Source organism: Citrobacter sp. CK188, assembly GCF_030333525.1.
GTDB classification, from domain to species: domain Bacteria; phylum Pseudomonadota; class Gammaproteobacteria; order Enterobacterales; family Enterobacteriaceae; genus Citrobacter_B; species Citrobacter_B koseri.
In genome coordinates this window covers 139,150-155,065 of the sequence record NZ_JAOWFU010000029.1, presented here as the reverse complement: position 1 = coordinate 155,065, position 15,916 = coordinate 139,150, and the positions used below count along the sequence as shown (strand labels likewise).

The 15,916-nt window shown below is 58.1% G+C and carries 14 protein-coding genes; 4 read left to right on the top strand and 10 right to left on the bottom strand.

What is annotated here, in order from left to right; translation table 11 throughout:
* Positions 1 to 95 precede the first annotated feature (95 nt).
* Genes glpA through glpC form a run of 3 tightly spaced genes read left to right on the top strand, consistent with a single transcriptional unit; the run spans position 96 to position 4,160 of the window.
* Entirely contained in the window at positions 96 to 1,724 is a 1,629-nt protein-coding gene (glpA, locus tag OGV67_RS06080) for an anaerobic glycerol-3-phosphate dehydrogenase subunit A (RefSeq protein ID WP_115614665.1), read from the top strand.
* Entirely contained in the window at positions 1,714 to 2,973 is a 1,260-nt protein-coding gene (glpB, locus tag OGV67_RS06075; RefSeq protein WP_115614664.1) for a glycerol-3-phosphate dehydrogenase subunit GlpB, read from the top strand. The genes glpA and glpB overlap by 11 nt, the downstream gene beginning before the upstream one ends.
* Complete coding sequence (glpC, locus tag OGV67_RS06070) at positions 2,970 to 4,160, top strand: anaerobic glycerol-3-phosphate dehydrogenase subunit GlpC (protein ID WP_115614663.1); 1,191 nt, start codon at positions 2,970 to 2,972, stop codon at positions 4,158 to 4,160. The genes glpB and glpC overlap by 4 nt, the downstream gene beginning before the upstream one ends.
* A gap of 87 nt (positions 4,161 to 4,247) precedes the next feature.
* On the opposite strand, the gene OGV67_RS06065 is transcribed toward glpC, so the two are convergent.
* Positions 4,248 to 5,444, bottom strand: coding sequence for a nicotinamide mononucleotide deamidase-related protein YfaY (locus OGV67_RS06065; protein WP_012131514.1), 1,197 nt, complete (start codon positions 5,442 to 5,444; stop codon positions 4,248 to 4,250).
* Positions 5,445 to 5,580: 136 nt separating this feature from the next.
* Entirely contained in the window at positions 5,581 to 6,123 is a 543-nt protein-coding gene (locus OGV67_RS06060) for a YfaZ family protein (protein ID WP_012131513.1), read from the bottom strand.
* A 272-nt stretch (positions 6,124 to 6,395) separates the two neighbouring features.
* Between OGV67_RS06060 and OGV67_RS06055 the strand changes: the two genes are divergently transcribed.
* A complete protein-coding gene (locus OGV67_RS06055) occupies positions 6,396 to 7,844 on the top strand; it encodes a catalase (RefSeq protein ID WP_115614662.1) in 1,449 nt (482 codons plus the stop codon).
* Between the two features lie 38 nt (positions 7,845 to 7,882).
* Here OGV67_RS06055 and menE read toward each other — a convergent pair whose 3' ends face one another.
* The 8 genes from menE to OGV67_RS06015 all read right to left on the bottom strand — a co-directional run bounded on the left by menE (position 7,883) and on the right by OGV67_RS06015 (position 15,897).
* Positions 7,883 to 9,298: an o-succinylbenzoate--CoA ligase gene (gene menE, locus OGV67_RS06050; protein ID WP_115614661.1), complete on the bottom strand. Its 1,416-nt coding sequence runs from the start codon at positions 9,296 to 9,298 to the stop codon at positions 7,883 to 7,885.
* Entirely contained in the window at positions 9,295 to 10,257 is a 963-nt protein-coding gene (menC, locus tag OGV67_RS06045; protein ID WP_110494006.1) for an o-succinylbenzoate synthase, read from the bottom strand. The genes menE and menC overlap by 4 nt, the downstream gene beginning before the upstream one ends.
* A complete protein-coding gene (gene menB / locus OGV67_RS06040) occupies positions 10,257 to 11,114 on the bottom strand; it encodes a 1,4-dihydroxy-2-naphthoyl-CoA synthase (RefSeq protein ID WP_012131509.1) in 858 nt (285 codons plus the stop codon). The genes menC and menB overlap by 1 nt, the downstream gene beginning before the upstream one ends.
* 14 nt (positions 11,115 to 11,128) lie before the next feature.
* Positions 11,129 to 11,887 carry a 2-succinyl-6-hydroxy-2,4-cyclohexadiene-1-carboxylate synthase gene (gene menH / locus OGV67_RS06035; protein ID WP_115614660.1) on the bottom strand — a complete coding sequence of 253 codons (759 nt, stop codon included), beginning with the start codon at positions 11,885 to 11,887 and terminating at the stop codon, positions 11,129 to 11,131.
* On the bottom strand, positions 11,884 to 13,554 hold the full coding sequence (gene menD, locus OGV67_RS06030) for a 2-succinyl-5-enolpyruvyl-6-hydroxy-3-cyclohexene-1-carboxylic-acid synthase (protein WP_071260232.1): 1,671 nt from the start codon (positions 13,552 to 13,554) through the stop codon (positions 11,884 to 11,886). The genes menH and menD overlap by 4 nt, the downstream gene beginning before the upstream one ends.
* 128 nt (positions 13,555 to 13,682) lie before the next feature.
* The gene (gene menF / locus OGV67_RS06025) at positions 13,683 to 14,981 is read right to left on the bottom strand and encodes an isochorismate synthase MenF (protein WP_115614659.1); all 1,299 of its coding nucleotides are present in this window, start codon (positions 14,979 to 14,981) and stop codon (positions 13,683 to 13,685) included.
* Between the two features lie 95 nt (positions 14,982 to 15,076).
* A complete protein-coding gene (gene elaB / locus OGV67_RS06020; protein ID WP_012131505.1) occupies positions 15,077 to 15,382 on the bottom strand; it encodes a stress response protein ElaB in 306 nt (101 codons plus the stop codon).
* A 53-nt stretch (positions 15,383 to 15,435) separates the two neighbouring features.
* Complete coding sequence (locus OGV67_RS06015; RefSeq protein WP_047462350.1) at positions 15,436 to 15,897, bottom strand: GNAT family N-acetyltransferase; 462 nt, start codon at positions 15,895 to 15,897, stop codon at positions 15,436 to 15,438.
* Between the last annotated feature and the right edge of the window lie 19 nt (positions 15,898 to 15,916).

Sequence of the window (15,916 nt, the reverse complement as noted above, 5' to 3'; positions counted from 1 at the left end):
TTTCATTTTCGAATCATGAGCGATTATGCGCGAAATCAAACAAACCATGCTTTTTATGTGGCTAAATGATAAAAAACGAACTGTGAGGGATAACCATGAAAACTCGCGACTCGCAAACAAGTGACGTGATTATCATTGGTGGGGGAGCCACAGGCGCAGGGATCGCCCGAGACTGTGCGCTACGCGGATTGCGCGTTATCTTAGTTGAGCGCCACGATATCGCGACCGGCGCAACCGGCCGTAACCACGGCCTGCTGCATAGCGGCGCCCGCTATGCCGTTACCGACGCGGAATCTGCCCGCGAATGCATCAGCGAAAACCAGATTCTGAAACGGATCGCCCGCCACTGCATTGAGCCAACGGACGGTCTGTTCATTACCTTGCCGGAAGACGAATTATCCTTCCAGGCCACCTTTATTCGCGCCTGCGAAGAGGCGGGTATTCGCGCCGAAGCGATTGATCCGCAACAGGCGCGGCTGATCGAACCGGCCGTCAATCCGCAGCTGATTGGCGCGGTGAAAGTGCCTGACGGCACTGTCGATCCCTTCCGGCTGACCGCCGCGAATATGCTGGATGCCAGAGAACATGGCGCAATCATTTTAACGGCGCATGAAGTCACCGGACTTATTCGCGAAGGCGCGACCATTTGCGGCGTGAACGTGCATAACCATCTCACAGGGGAAAGCCAATCGCTGCATGCGCCGGTCGTGGTGAATGCCGCAGGCATCTGGGGTCAGCGCATTGCGGAATACGCCGATCTGAGCATCCGCATGTTCCCGGCGAAAGGGTCGCTGCTGATTATGGATCATCGCATTAACCAGCATGTGATTAACCGCTGCCGCAAGCCGTCCGACGCCGATATTCTGGTGCCCGGCGATACCATCTCGCTCATCGGCACCACGTCGACCCACATTGATTACAACGAGATCGACAGCAACCGCGTCACTGCGGAAGAGGTTGATATTCTGCTGCGTGAAGGGGAAAAACTGGCGCCGGTGATGGCGAAAACGCGTATTTTGCGCGCCTACTCGGGCGTGCGTCCGCTGGTCGCCAGCGATGACGATCCGAGCGGTCGTAATGTCAGCCGCGGCATTGTGCTGTTTGACCATGCTGCACGCGACGGGCTGGACGGGTTTATCACCATTACGGGCGGTAAGCTGATGACCTACCGCCTGATGGCGGAATGGGCAACCGACGCGGTATGCCGAAAACTGGGCAACACTCGCCCCTGCGTCACCGCGCAAACCGCCCTTCCCGGCTCGCAGGAACCCACGGAAAACACGCTTAAACGCGTGATCTCGCTGCCCGCCCCGCTACGCGGTTCCGCCGTCTATCGTCACGGCGATCGTACTCCGGCCTGGCTCAGCGAAGGTCGCCAGCACCGCAGCCTGGTCTGTGAATGCGAAGCGGTCACCGCAGGCGAAGTGCAGTACGCCGTCGAAAATTTAACCGTCAACAGCCTGCTGGATCTGCGCCGCCGTACCCGCGTAGGCATGGGCACATGTCAGGGAGAACTGTGCGCCTGCCGCGCCGCCGGGCTGCTGCAACGTTTTAATATCACTACCGCCGCTCAGTCCATCACTCAGCTTTCTGCGTTCCTCAATGAACGCTGGAAAGGCGTACAGCCTGTCGCCTGGGGAGACGCGCTGCGCGAAAGCGAGTTCACGCGCTGGGTTTATCAGGGATTGTGCGGTCTGGAGAAGGAGCACCAGGATGAAATTTGATACGGTCATTATGGGTGGCGGTCTCGCCGGATTACTGTGTGGCCTGGAATTGCAAAAACACGGTTTGCGCTGTGCGATCGTCACTCGCGGCCAAAGCGCGCTGCACTTCTCCTCCGGCTCGCTGGATCTACTCAGCACCCTGCCGGACGGTCAGCCCGTCACAAATATCACTGAAGGTCTGAATGCGTTACGCGAACAAGCGCCGACGCACCCTTACACCACAATTGGCGCGTCAACCGTTCTGGAACTGGCGCAGCAGGCGCAAGCGTTGCTGGAAGCGTCTGGCGCGCATTTACAGGGCGATGTACAACAGTCGCATCTGCGCGTCACGCCGTTGGGAACATTGCGCGCCACCTGGCTAAGCTCGCCAGAAGTGCCCGTCTGGCCGCTGGCCGCGCAACGCATTTGCGTCGTCGGCATCAGCGGTTTACTGGACTTTCAGGCGCACCTCGCGGCGGCGTCGCTGCGTCAGCACCATCTCACGGTAGAGACGGCAGAGATCGACCTGCCTGAACTGGACGTATTACGCGATAACCCGACGGAGTTTCGTGCGGTGAATATTGCGCGTTTGCTCGATAACGAAGAAAAATGGCCGTTGCTCCACGACGCGCTCTTACCGATAGCAAAAACCTGCGACATGATCATCATGCCCGCCTGTTTCGGCCTGGCGGATGACAGCCTCTGGCGCTGGCTCAATGAACGCCTGCCCTGCTCGCTGAATTTGCTGCCGACGCTGCCGCCTTCCGTGCCGGGTATTCGCCTGCACAATCGCTTGCAGCGCCAGTTTGTTCGTCAGGGCGGGATCTGGATGCCGGGCGACGAGGTGAAAAAAGTGACCTGCCGTAACGGCGTCGTGAGCGAAGTCTGGACCCGCAACCATGCCGACATTCCTCTGCGCCCGCGCTTTGCGGTACTCGCCAGCGGCAGCTTCTTCAGCAGCGGCCTGGTCGCCGAACGCGACGGTATTCGCGAACCCATTATGGGACTGGACGTTCAGCAAACGGCCACCCGCGCCGAATGGTATCAGCGTGATTTCTTTGATGCGCAACCCTGGCAGCAGTTTGGCATCACGACCGATGATGCGCTGCGCCCCTCACTGGCGGGGCAGACCGTAGAAAATCTGTTTGCCATCGGCTCGGTGCTCGGCGGATTCGATCCGATAGCCCAGGGATGCGGAGGCGGCGTATGTGCAGTCAGCGCCTTACACGCCGCACGTCACATTGCAGAACGTGCAGGAGGTCAGCAATGAACGATACGAGTTTCGAGAGTTGTATCAAATGCACGGTGTGCACCACCGCCTGCCCGGTCAGCCGGGTGAATCCTGGCTACCCAGGCCCCAAACAGGCAGGGCCGGACGGCGAGCGCCTGCGCCTGAAAGACGGCGCGCTGTACGACGATGCGCTGAAATACTGCATTAACTGCAAACGCTGCGAAGTGGCCTGCCCGTCAGACGTTAAAATTGGCGATATCATCCAGCGTGCGCGCGCCAGATATGACACTTCGCGCCCGTCGCTGCGCAACTTTATCTTAAGCCACACCGATTTAATGGGCAGCGTCTCTACGCCGTTCGCCCCGGTCGTCAATACCGCGACGTCGCTGAAACCGGTTCGTCAGTTGCTCGACTATGCGTTGAAGATCGACCATCGCCGTACGCTGCCGAAATACTCCTTCGGCACCTTCCGCCGCTGGTATCGCAGCGTTGCGGCACAGCAGGCGCAGTACAAAGATCAGGTCGCCTTCTTCCACGGCTGCTTCGTCAATTACAACCATCCGCAGCTCGGTAAGGATTTAATTAACGTCCTGAATGCAATGGGCACCGGCGTGCAGTTGTTAAGTAAAGAGAAGTGTTGCGGCGTGCCGCTGATCGCCAACGGTTTTACCGATAAAGCGCGCAAGCAGGCGGTGAGCAATGTGGCGTCGCTCAGAGAAGCGATTGGCGTAAAAGGCATTCCGGTTATCGCAACCTCATCAACCTGCACCTTTGCCCTGCGTGATGAATACCCGGAAGTGCTGGACGTGGATAACAGCGGGCTGCGTGAGCATATCGAACTCGCGACCCGCTGGCTGTGGCGTAAGATCGATGCAGGCCAGACGCTGTCGCTGAAAAAATTACCGCTGAAGGTGGTTTACCATACGCCGTGTCATATGGAGAAGATGGGCTGGACGCTCTATACGCTGGAGTTGCTGCGCCAGATCCCAGGTCTGGAACTGACCGTGCTGGACTCCCAGTGCTGTGGGATTGCCGGAACCTACGGTTTTAAAAAGGAAAACTACCCCACCTCGCAATCCATCGGCGCCCCGCTGTTCCGCCAGATTGAAGAGAGCGGCGCGGATATTGTGGTGACCGACTGTGAAACCTGTAAGTGGCAAATTGAGATGTCGACAAGCAAACGCTGCGAACATCCGATTACTCTGCTTGCCCAGGCATTAGGTTAAGCGCGTTAACGTCTTATCGGGCCTGCAAACCACGGCAGGCCCGATAAGCGCAGCGCCATCAGGCACCAAAATACGCAGACGTTCAGGCTACAGGGTTAACGACTCCACCACCTCAATCCAGCCATGTTCACTGGCAATATCCTGACCGTTTAACCACCGACGCACCATATTCAGCGCCATCATGGCGCAAACTTCCTGCCGCACCGCCAGACTGTAGCGGCTGGCGCTGAAATGCACGCGCAGAGCAAATGTCCCATCCGGCGTCGCCAGCGCGAAATTAAGGTGGTCGTTTTCCAGCCCGGATACCGCCAGCGCCAGTCCGGCGTAGTGGTTGCTCCGTCGCTCTGTCGTCCAGTGCGCGGTCTGAGCCAGCGTCTCTTCCTGGGAAGGCACCACTTCGCTGGCAAGAATCGGCGCATTCGCACGGGAAAGCTGCAAAGCCAGCAGCCCGCTGGTGAACTGTTCGCTGAGTGTCAGGCTGAGCTGGCGCGTCTGCAAACAACGGGCGATTTGCGCAGGCAGTCCTTCCGTCCCTTCAAAAATCAGGTTCTGCCCTGCCACCCGCTTCACCTCCGGCCATAGCGCCAGCATCGCGTCACGCTGCGCATCCGGGCCGGTGAGTTTCAGTTCAATAATCGGCATTGAAGAGCGATATCCCATCGTCACGCCCGCCGGTAGCGGCAGCGAATCGAGGCTCTGCGCCAGATCGCTTTCCGAACGACCAAACGTGGTGAGTCGCAGACAAACCGGCGGTTCAGGAAGCGCAAAACGCGCACGCAGACGCGGCATAATTTCATGCTCGACCATCACCTTAAATTCAGACGGGACGCCCGGGGTAAAGAACATCAGGCAGCGATTTAGCTTCACCGCAAACCCACAGGCGGTGCCAACCGGGTTATTAATAAACTCGGCGCTGGCGGGCAGTTCTGCCTGCTTACGGTTACTCGGCGCCATAACCCGTCCGCGCTCATGGAAAAAACGCTCCATCTCAGCCAGCCACGCGTCATGAAGCACCAGACCTTCACCTTTCGCCGTGGCGGCGGCCAGCGCGCTTAAATCATCGCTGGTCGGCCCCAGGCCGCCATTCACAATCAGCACGTCAGCATGTTCGCTACGTTCGCGTAAAATGGCGACCAGCGCATCCAGATTATCTCCCACCGTATTTCGGCGTGATAACGGCAACCCCTGATTAAAGAAAAAATCGGCCAGCCAGGCGGCATTCGTGTCGACGATTTGCCCGTGCAACACTTCATCCCCGGTGGATAACATCTCCACGTTTAACATCGTGTTCTCCTGCTTCTATGATGAAAACACTATAACGCAAAGCCCGCTGGGGCGGAGTAAGAAACTCAGAGGAAACAAACCGGGAAAGAGGGCGATAGCATACAGGAAACGGCGCGACGGACGCCGCGCCCGAAAATCAGAAGCTGGCGTTAACGCCGACGTACGGGCCATCGGCAATCGCGTTGTCACGGTTGCCGTCTTTACCCGCCAGGTTCAGATAGCGATAGCCCGCTTCAATGCTCAGCGGGCGCATAATGGTAAAGCGCGCTCCGGCATTGGCTTCTTCATAGCTGTCGATGCCGCTGGACAGTGAATCTGGAGAGTAGTAATACTCGCCAAACAGACGGAAGCTGTCGCCGATTTTCCACTGTAACCCGCCGCCTACCGCCGCCGCATAGCCTTCATCGCCGTCGTTCGGATTGGTATAAACGCCTTTCCCACCAACCGTTGCCAGCAACGGCCCAAGCGGAATATTCAGGCCGAGCCCCACGCCGGCAGCGTCGCCATCGTCGTCGTTATGCATCCAGTTGCCGCTCAACGCCAGCCCGGTGGATTCAGTACCGAAACCTACGCCAACGTTGGTGTAATCTTTACCCGCCTGGCCGCTAATGCTCATCGCATTCGCCGATGCAGAAGCGAACAACAGTCCGGCAACGCCTAATAAAATGCTTTTTTTCATTTTTACCCTTTCCAGCAAAGAAATAAACAAAAGACCCCAAAACCGCAGGATTGTACTGCCAGGCGCAACAGAATCAATGAGCTAAAAAAGCGATCTAATAACATATTGTAACTAAACACTACCTTTCAGGTTTATTAAACGTTACAAGAAGAGGCGTTTAGCGCAGCAGTCATTGCCCGAGATCAATATTTCATTCACAAATATTTTCTACATTAGTTTCCGAAATTAAACGGAAATTAAACATTTTTTCTAACGATCGTCGGGAGATAAAGATGAGCAAAAAAGGACTCACCACCGCAGCAGGCGTGCCTGTCGCCCATAATAACAACGTTGCAACCGCAGGCCCGCGCGGCCCCATGCTGCTACAGGACATCTGGTTCCTGGAAAAACTGGCCCACTTCGATCGTGAAGTGATCCCTGAGCGCCGTATGCATGCCAAAGGCTCAGGCGCGTACGGCACCTTCACCGTCACGCACGATATTTCACGTTACACTCGCGCAAAAATCTTTTCGGAGCCCGGTAAAAAAACGGACCTGTTCCTGCGTTTTTCCACCGTGGCGGGAGAGCGCGGCGCGGCGGATGCCGAGCGCGATATTCGCGGGTTTGCGATCAAGTTTTACACTGAAGAGGGCAACTGGGATCTGGTGGGTAACAACACGCCCGTTTTCTATCTGCGCGATCCGCTGAAATTCCCGGATCTGAACCATGTCGTGAAGCGCGACCCACGCACCAACTTGCGCAATCCGACCTACAAATGGGACTTTTTCTCCCATCTGCCGGAATCGCTGCACCAGTTGACTATCGACTTTAGCGACCGGGGTTTGCCTTTCTCTTACCGTACGATGCACGGTTTCGGTAGCCACACATTCAGCTTTATCAACAGCGACAACGAACGTTTCTGGGTGAAATTCCACCTGAAATCGCAGCAGGGCATCTCCAACCTGATGGATGACGAAGCGAAACGCCTGGTGGCGGACGATCGCGAAAGTTCTCAGCGCGACCTGTACAACGCCATTGAACAGGGCAACTTCCCCCGCTGGAAATTCTACGTGCAGATCATGCCGGAAGCCGAAGCCTCGCAGGTGCCGTACAACCCGTTTGATCTGACCAAAGTATGGCCGCACGGCGATTACCCGCTGATTGAAGTCGGCGTGCTGGAACTGAACCGCAACCCGGAAAACTATTTCTCCGAAGTGGAACAGGTGGCGATGAACCCGGCGAACGTCGTGCCGGGGATTAGCTTCTCCCCTGACCGTATGTTGCAGGGGCGTCTCTTCTCCTATGGCGATGCGCACCGCTATCGTCTGGGCGTTAACCATCAGCAGATCCCGGTCAACGCCCCGCGCTGCCCGTTCCATAACTACCATCGTGACGGCGCGATGCGGGTGGACGGCAACAGCGGCAACGGCCCAACCTATGAGCCAAACAGCTTTGGCGTCTTCCAGGAACAGCCTGATTTCAGCGAACCGCCGCTCTCTGTCGAAGGCGCTGCCGCACACTGGGATCACCGGGAAGATACGGACTACTTCAGCCAGCCGCGTAAGCTGTATGAGTTGCTGAGTGATGAAGAACATCAGCGTATGTTCGCGCGCATCGCCGGCGACATGAAAGATGTGCCGGAATTTATTCAGCAGCGTCAGATTGGCTTGTTTAGCGAAGTTCATCCTGACTATGGCGCGGGCGTCGCCGCTGCCCTGCGGGCGTTAAAAGAAGCGAAATAACCGTTTCCACGGGAGCTGCGGCTCCCGTGTTGCTTACATTACGGACGGTTAGCGCGCACCCACTCCTGCAATGCCCGGCGCGAAACTTTGATCCCGCCGTTTTTCAGCGCTGATGGCAACGTCAACCAGCGTACCGGCTGCTGAAAACGCGCCAGCTTGTCTTTCACCCATTCCGCGAGATCGACGTTCCCGGCCTGCGCGTCATATTCCACCACCGCCACCGGACGATGGCCGAACTCCCTGTCCTCTACCGGCACCACGAACGCCTGTAGAACATGTGGATGCGCCGAGATAACGCGTTCCACCTCTTCCGGCTGAATGCCTTCCCCGCCGCTGAAGAACAGATTATCCAGCCGACCGGCAATCGTCAGCTTACCGTCGTTCAGTTCGCCGCGATCGCGGGTAGCAAACCAGCCTTCACCATTCACCAATGGGATCAGCTTACCGTCGCGCCAGTAGCCTTCTGCCATGCTGGCGGCGCGTAGCCAGACTTCACCATTCACGATTCGGACTTCCCGCCCCGGTAACGCCGCGCCGACATCGCCCAGGCCGTCGGCCTCTTTCGCGCACACCGTCGAGGCAAATTCCGTCAGGCCATAACCGCACCAGCAGCGAATACCCTGCGCGCGAGCCTGCTCCGTCAGTTCAACCGGGATAGCCGCGCCGCCCAGCAGTACCGCTTTCAACGTTACCGATGCCGGATTCTCCAGCAGCCGCCACAGCTGAGTGGGAACCAGAGACGCATGCGTACACCCTTGCAGCATCGCTTCCAGCGGCTGCTTCTCACGCACGGTCATTCGGGCGCCCGCAAACAACCAGCGCCACATAATGCCCTGGCCGGAAACGTGAAACAGCGGCAGCGATAATAGCCAGTCATCCCCATTGGCAAACGGCATCAGGGACAGCACCCCTTCCGCGCTGGCCAGATGCGCCTGGCAGGTATGCACTGCGGCCTTGGGTAATCCGGTTGAGCCAGAGGTCAGCGTCATTGAACTCAGCCGCGTCGGCTGCCAGTCTGCGGCGTGTTCGCCTGCCTCTTGCTGCATTTGCAGCGGTTGTAACGCCGGGAAGGTATTCTCCCCCTCCAGCAGCAAAGCAAACCGGAGCGTTAAGTCCGGCAGCAGCGCGTCGAGCAGCGGTTGCGGAAGCTGCGGGTTAACCGGCAGGATTCTTGCCCCGCATTGCAGTAAAGCCAGCCAGGCCAGCAGCGTTTGCGGGTGATTCCAGGCGCGCAGCATCACGCCGCAGCCTTCAGAGACACCCTGAGCGGCAAAACCGCTCGCCAGCGCGTCAATACGGGTACAGAGTGTGCGCCAGCTTAGCACTTCATCATTAAGGCGTAAGGCAGGCGCATCTCCCCGCATCTGCCGCCAGTGACGCCACGGCCAGTCATTAAAAGATGACGGCTGGAGGCCCGATACGCTTGCGCTATCGGGCATTTCCCGGAGGCTCATAGCAGCCGTTCCAGCGCATCGTCGCTAACACACGGCAAAGCGCTGCCCGGCCAGCGGCGCACCTGCTGGGTTTGCATCAGGCTTAGCGTATCCAGACCCGGAATAGTCTGCGGCGTCAGCCACGCGGCAATACGCGCCAGTTGCGTTAAGCCGAGGCTCGACTCGATGGAAGAGCTGATCACCGCCGTCAGTCCCAGCGTATGCGCGGCCTGTACCTGCTCGCGAACCTTTTCCAGGCTTCCGGTGAGCGTCGGTTTGATGACCACCGCGCTGACGCCCGCTTCCGCCGCAAAGACAAAATCGTCTTCACGCAGACTTTCATCCCAGGCAATCGCAATCCCGGTTTCACGCGCAAAAGCGCGGGAGTCGTCGCGGGTTTTACACGGTTCTTCGAGGAAGGCGATGCGGGCACGGTAGTCCGGGTTGACGTATTTCGCGAACTGCTGCGCTTTCAGCGGCGTCCAGGCGCGATTGGCATCCAGACGCAGATGCAGATCGGGAACCGCCTCCAGCAGCAGGTTGACCACCATTCCGTCGCGTACCGCTTCGTACAGACCGACTTTGATCTTGGCGACTTTCTCGCCAGGCATATCAGCCAGTTGTAGCACCAGATCGTCTGGATCGCCCGTACACAGCGGCGCGACGCGGTAATCCGCCGCCTCTGGCAACGTCCCCGCCGCCTCCGCCAGCGCGCAGCTAACGCCAAACGCCACGGAGGGCACTTCAGGCAACGTTGACTGGCCTTGCAGCCAGCCGTTAACCCAGTCCAGCAGCGCGGCCTGCGCCTCTTCCAGGGTTTCCTGGCTGAAACCCGGAAGCGGGGAGATCTCCCCCCACCCTTCGCGCTCGCCGTCGCACAGACGGACATACAGCCCGTCGCGAGTTTTTAACCGCCTGTCGCGCAGAACCACCCCCGCGTCCATGGGGATCTGCCAGCGGTACACCTGCGCGCTACGCATTACGGATTCCGTTTGAATTTGCTGAAATCAGGCTGACGTTTCTGGTTGAAAGCGTTACGGCCTTCCTGACCTTCTTCCGTCATGTAGAACAGCATCGTGGCGTTGCCCGCCAGCTCCTGTAGACCCGCCTGACCGTCGCAGTCGGCGTTCAGCGCCGCTTTCAGGCAGCGCAGCGCCATCGGGCTGTTCTGCAACATTTCGCGGCACCAGCGCACGGTCTCTTTTTCGAGGGAGTCCAGCGGTACGACGGTGTTGACCAGCCCCATATCCAGCGCCTGTTTAGCGTCATACTGACGGCACAGGAACCAGATTTCACGCGCTTTTTTCTGCCCGACGATACGCGCCATATAGGAAGCGCCCCAGCCGCCGTCGAAGGAGCCGACTTTCGGGCCCGTCTGGCCGAAGATGGCGTTTTCCGCCGCGATGGTCAGGTCACACATCATGTGCAGTACGTGACCGCCGCCGATAGAGTACCCTGCGACCATCGCCACAACCGGTTTCGGGCAGGTACGGATTTGGCGCTGGAAATCCAGTACGTTCAGGTGATGCACACCGGAATCATCCTGGTATCCGCCGTAGTCGCCGCGTACCTTCTGGTCGCCGCCCGCACAGAAGGCTTTCTCGCCTTCGCCGGTCAGAATAATGACGCCCACGTTGTCGTCATACCGGGCATCCGCCAGCGCCTGGATCATCTCTTTGACGGTCAAAGGACGGAATGCGTTGCGCACCTGTGGACGGTTAATGGTGATTTTTGCAATACCATCGGTGGATTTTTCATAACGAATGTCCGTGTAACCTTCGGAGCAGTCGTGCCATTCAACCGGTGCGTAAAGCATTGTTTCATCAGGATAGATCATAGTGTGTCCTTTAGTCAGAGACGCAGAATCTGAGCCAGACTGTCCACCACGCCTGCGGGGTTTTCCCGATGCGCGTTGTGTCCGGCGTTACGAATCATATGGCAAGGTACAGACAACTCCGCCGCCAGCGCGCGGAATTTGCTGTCGCGTTCACCACATAAATAATAAAACGGAAATGTGCGCGCATTTAGCCGCACGCGTAAATCAGGCTGTACGGCAAGCGAGGTTGCCTCCAGCATCGCCGCCAGCGTTTCGCCATTGTTCTGGCTGCGCAGCGCGACTAACGCTTCTCTTTGCGAAGCATCCAGCGAAGCGAAAACCGGTTGCTGATACCAGTCAGTAAACACGTCGCGCAGCGGTTCACGGCGAAAGCGCGCTGCCCAACGACCGTCAGACCGTCGGCGCGCGTCACGCTCAGCCTCGCGTTGCAGTCCCGGGTGGCCGCCTTCAACCACCAGCCCGCAAAGACCCGGCAGAGTCTGGCACGCCGCCATCATCGCCACTCTGCCGCCGAGCGAGTAGCCGACCAGCCAGTATTTAAGTATGTTGTAACTAAATAATGTGTTACGCAATAAGTCGCACACATCAGCAAAGCCGCTGACACGAATATCGGCAGAATCGCCGTGACCAGGCAAGTCGATATACAGGCGCGAAAAGTCAGGAAACTGCTCACCGATCTGCTGCCATTCCCGGCAATCACCGGAAAATCCATGCAGGAAAACCAGCCAGGGAGACCCCGGCTGACCACCGTTCGCCTGCGCGCGCAGGATCATAGATGGCTCACCTGCGCCAGCAGCTGTTGCAGGGTTTGCGCCCCGTCCGTATCGTTCACGACCAGCTCAATCACCGTGGTTGTCGGCGTTCGCCAGGCGCCAGCCAGCGCCGCATCCAGCTCATCCCAGCTTTGCGGGCGGTGATATTTGAGGTTAAACATGGCCGCCGCGTGTTCAAAATGGACGTTTTGCGGCATCAGGTAAAACCGCTCGCGCTCGCTTTGCGGCGTCGGCAGCAGAGAGAAAATTTGCCCGCCGTTGTTATTCACCACAATCAGCACAAACGGCGCGGACACCTGGCGCAATAGCGCCAGCGCATTGAGATCGTAGAGCGCAGACAGATCGCCGACGATAGCCAGCGTCGATTTCGCGCTGGCGCGCTGAACGCCCGCCGCCGTCGAGATCAAACCATCAATACCGCTGGCACCCCGGTTGCTGTACACCGGGTAGCCCGCCGGTAGCTGCGACAGCGCGTCAATCAGGCGCACCACCAGGCTGTTGCCGACAAACAGTTGCCCTTGTTCCGGCAGATAGTCGCGAATGCGGTGCGCCAGTTGCGCTTCGCCGAACATATCGCGGCGCGCGACAACCGCCTGCCACGCCTGCTCTGCCAGGCGCGGGATATCGACGCACCAGGGATGGCGTTTCTCCGCCGGATGCAGCTCCAGCCAGTCGGCGATTTTCGCCACCAGCCTGCGTCCGCGATGATGCGCCGGGTCCAGGCGACCTTCGATATTATCAATAATCCAGTACTCTTCCGGCTCGCAAGCGGCCTGCCATTGCAGCAGGCGCTTTCCGGTCAGGCTGCTGCCGAGTTGCACCACAATTTGCGCCTGCTGAAGCTCAGTGACGGCCTTCGCATTGCCCAGCCAGAGATCGGCGCACGGTAGCGGCTGCCCGGTTTGCGACAGCACGTCGCCAATCAGCGGCCAGCCCAGCGTCTGCGCCCAAAGCGCGACTTTCTTGCCCTCTTCCGCGCTCATGCGCCCGGCCACCACTACGCCGCGTTTTTGCCGCCAGAAGAACCAGTCGCGCTGTTTGTCGCTTTCCAGCCGACGCGCTTCGCGCAGCCAGGGTTTGTCATCCTGCCACCAGTCGCCAAGGCTCTGCTGCCAGGCAAGCCCCGTGTCGTCCATATCGCCATACAGCGGTTCCGCAAATGGACAGTTGATGTGTACCGCGCCGGCATGCAACGTCGCCAGGACGTTATCAAGGGTGGAGACCAGCCAGCGCGCGGAAATATCCTGCGTCGGGCGCGGCAAAGAGAGCGTTTGAGAAGGATGAGAAGCGAACATCCCGGCCTGACGAATCGCCTGATTCGCGCCGCAGTCAATCAGTTCCGGCGGACGGTCCGCAGTCAATAAAATCAGTTTTTCACCGGTAAGCCCCGCTTCAATCAGCGCCGGATAGAGATTTGCCACCGCCGTACCGGAAGTAACAATAACGGCAACGGGCTGCTTACTGACTTTCGCCAGCCCTAACGCCAGATGACCAAGACCACGCTCATCAAAGTGCGTGTGATGAATAAAGGCTGAATTTTCCGCTGCCGCCAGGGTTAAAGGCGTGGAGCGGGAGCCAGGGGCAATGCAAACATGCCTGACGCCGTGGCGAGTGAGTGCTTCCAGAATGACCGCCGCCCAGCGTCGGTTAAATGCGCTTACTGACATGAGATTGTCCGGTATCAATATTGCGACTCAGTATAAGGATCAGAAAAAATGGATTATTGATATGAGTCGGGAATATACACAAAATCATTCAGCAGACCGCCTGAAGGATGAGGTGTATGTGCGACTCATTAGCTTTCCATCTGTAATAACGTGCGTAGCCCGGCTGCTTTGTTGTCGATCTCTTGCCATTCCTGTTCCGGGTCAGACCCGCGCACAATGCCTGCCCCGGCATACAGACGAACAACGTTCGCCGCGACTTTCGCCGAGCGCAGCGTCACGCAGAATTCGCTTTGTTGTAAAGACAGATAACCCGCCGACCCGGCATACCACTCACGTTCAAACGGTTCATGTTGCTGAATAAACGCGCGCGCCCGTTCACGCGGGATCCCCGCGACGGCGGCCGTGGGCTGTAGCTGTAGCAAACAGAGCGTGTCGTCAGCCTGATTGAGCGCCGTCCAGATACAGCGGCGCAGATGCTGTACTTTGCGTAATCTGAGCACCTGCGGCGGCAAAACATCGAGCGAGTGGGTGCAGCTTTGCAGGCGTTGACAAATATCTTCCACCACCAGCATGTTTTCACGCTGGTTTTTATCATCCTTCATCAACCATTCGCCCAGTTGCCAGGCCTGATGATCGTCGGGATGATTCGCCACCGTGCCGGCCAGCGCCTCGGTGCGCAATGCCGTTTCACGTCGCCGCCAAAGGCGTTCCGGCGACGAGCCAAGAAAGGCGCTTCCGGCGGAGAACGCCATAAAAAAATGGTAGCAGTTAAGGTTTAAACGGCGACTGGATGCCATCACGGCGGCGGCATTCACCGAATGGGAAAACTGCAAATCCGTCGCCCGCGCCAGCACCACTTTGTCGAGATCGTCTTCAGCGATAGTCTGCGTGGCAAGCTGAATCAGGCTGGTCCAGCCCGCTTTATCCGGCCAGTGCTGCTCGCCCGTCAGGTGCAGGCGCAGCGCCGGTATCGGCTTTACGCCCCTTAATGAAGAGAGAAACGCGATCGCCCGCCCGGCGTCTTCACGCAGTGAAACCGGGCTGTAGAGATACAGCCGCAGCGTTGCCACTGCGCCAGCGCGTCGCCATTCAAGACGCGGCAGCAGCAAATGCCCCTGCTGCGGTTCAAACGCATTCAGTCCCCAGATACGCAAATCGGATTGTGATTCATGTTGGCGGAGAAAGCGTTGCGCCTGTTCGAGAGAGGGGAACGTTTCAACGGCGCCAAGCACCGCGGCTTCTTCATCGCCGTTACGCTGTTGCCAGTAAAATTGCGGCCAGATGGCCTGACTGGCCAGCCAGCTTAATGCGTCAAACGCATCATTCAGAGGGAAAGGCACATCAACAATACGCATTCCTGGCGCCGCCGGTATCTCCTGCGATAACTGGCGCCGCAGATTTTCCAGCGCAGTAGTGATTGAATGCACGCGGACCTCTCCCTGTTAAAAACCTCACATTATACGGGGTACAGCGGAGAAAAAGCAGTACCCCCGTTTAGGGAGGAAATGCGATCCCGGTTACATTACCGCCGCGCCAGCAGTAATCCCAGCACCAGGCCGACCGCCGCACCTGCGCCAATCCCTTGCCAGGGTTTTTCATGCACGTAATCATCCGCTTTATAAACCGCCTGTTTTGCACGGTAATAGTAGCTGTCAGACGCATGGCTGACGCGATTTTTTACCTCTTCAAGCGCCCGTTCTGCGCGTGCTTTTAACTCAACATATTTTTGATCGGCAGGATCGCCGGAGGAACGCAGCACCTCTTCCAGCGTTTCGCTCAGAAGTTCCAGGTCGTCATCAATACGTGAACCATAAGAATGAAAAGACATTATATTCTCCCTTTCGATTAACGTTCCCACTAACTATAGACAAAACCGGAACATCACACCTGGCTAACCTCGCGCGCCATACCCATGTGCGGGATACCGTCTTCGTCATAAACGTCCGTCACCGGAACAAAACCGAATCGCGCATAGAAGGATTGCAGATGCGCCTGCGCACCGAGGTAAAGCGCCTTCTCCGGCCAGTGTTGCTCGCAGGATGCCAGGGTCTGCGCCATAAGCTGTTGCCCCAGTTTTTCGCCGCGCAGCGCTTCGCTGACGATCACGCGCCCAATCACCACCGGCTCCAGTTCGTCGTCGCTTTTCAGAATCCTCGCATACGCTACCAGCTCATCGTTATGCCAGCCCAGGATATGACGGTTCTCCCCCACCAGGTCATCGCCGTCCACATCCAGATACGGACACTGTTGTTCAACCACAAATACCGCGCAGCGCAATTTCAGTAACGCATAGAGTTGCGGGACGGATAATTCAGAATGATGCAGGTCTTGCCAGTGAATCATGGTGCGCTCCTTTTACGTA

Excerpts from the sequence above, each read along its gene's own strand:
- OGV67_RS06015 (WP_047462350.1), bottom strand. The coding sequence starts at position 15,897 with ATGATTCACTGGCAAGACCTGCATCATTCTGAATTATCCGTCCCGCAA.
- glpB (WP_115614664.1), top strand. The coding sequence starts at position 1,714 with ATGAAATTTGATACGGTCATTATGGGTGGCGGTCTCGCCGGATTACTG.
- elaB (WP_012131505.1), bottom strand. The coding sequence starts at position 15,382 with ATGTCTTTTCATTCTTATGGTTCACGTATTGATGACGACCTGGAACTT.
- OGV67_RS06065 (WP_012131514.1), bottom strand. The coding sequence starts at position 5,444 with ATGTTAAACGTGGAGATGTTATCCACCGGGGATGAAGTGTTGCACGGG.
- OGV67_RS06055 (WP_115614662.1), top strand. The coding sequence starts at position 6,396 with ATGAGCAAAAAAGGACTCACCACCGCAGCAGGCGTGCCTGTCGCCCAT.
- menB (WP_012131509.1), bottom strand. The coding sequence starts at position 11,114 with ATGATCTATCCTGATGAAACAATGCTTTACGCACCGGTTGAATGGCAC.
- menD (WP_071260232.1), bottom strand. The coding sequence starts at position 13,554 with ATGTCAGTAAGCGCATTTAACCGACGCTGGGCGGCGGTCATTCTGGAA.
- menC (WP_110494006.1), bottom strand. The coding sequence starts at position 10,257 with ATGCGTAGCGCGCAGGTGTACCGCTGGCAGATCCCCATGGACGCGGGG.
- glpC (WP_115614663.1), top strand. The coding sequence starts at position 2,970 with ATGAACGATACGAGTTTCGAGAGTTGTATCAAATGCACGGTGTGCACC.
- menE (WP_115614661.1), bottom strand. The coding sequence starts at position 9,298 with ATGAGCCTCCGGGAAATGCCCGATAGCGCAAGCGTATCGGGCCTCCAG.
- glpA (WP_115614665.1), top strand. The coding sequence starts at position 96 with ATGAAAACTCGCGACTCGCAAACAAGTGACGTGATTATCATTGGTGGG.
- OGV67_RS06060 (WP_012131513.1), bottom strand. The coding sequence starts at position 6,123 with ATGAAAAAAAGCATTTTATTAGGCGTTGCCGGACTGTTGTTCGCTTCT.
- menH (WP_115614660.1), bottom strand. The coding sequence starts at position 11,887 with ATGATCCTGCGCGCGCAGGCGAACGGTGGTCAGCCGGGGTCTCCCTGG.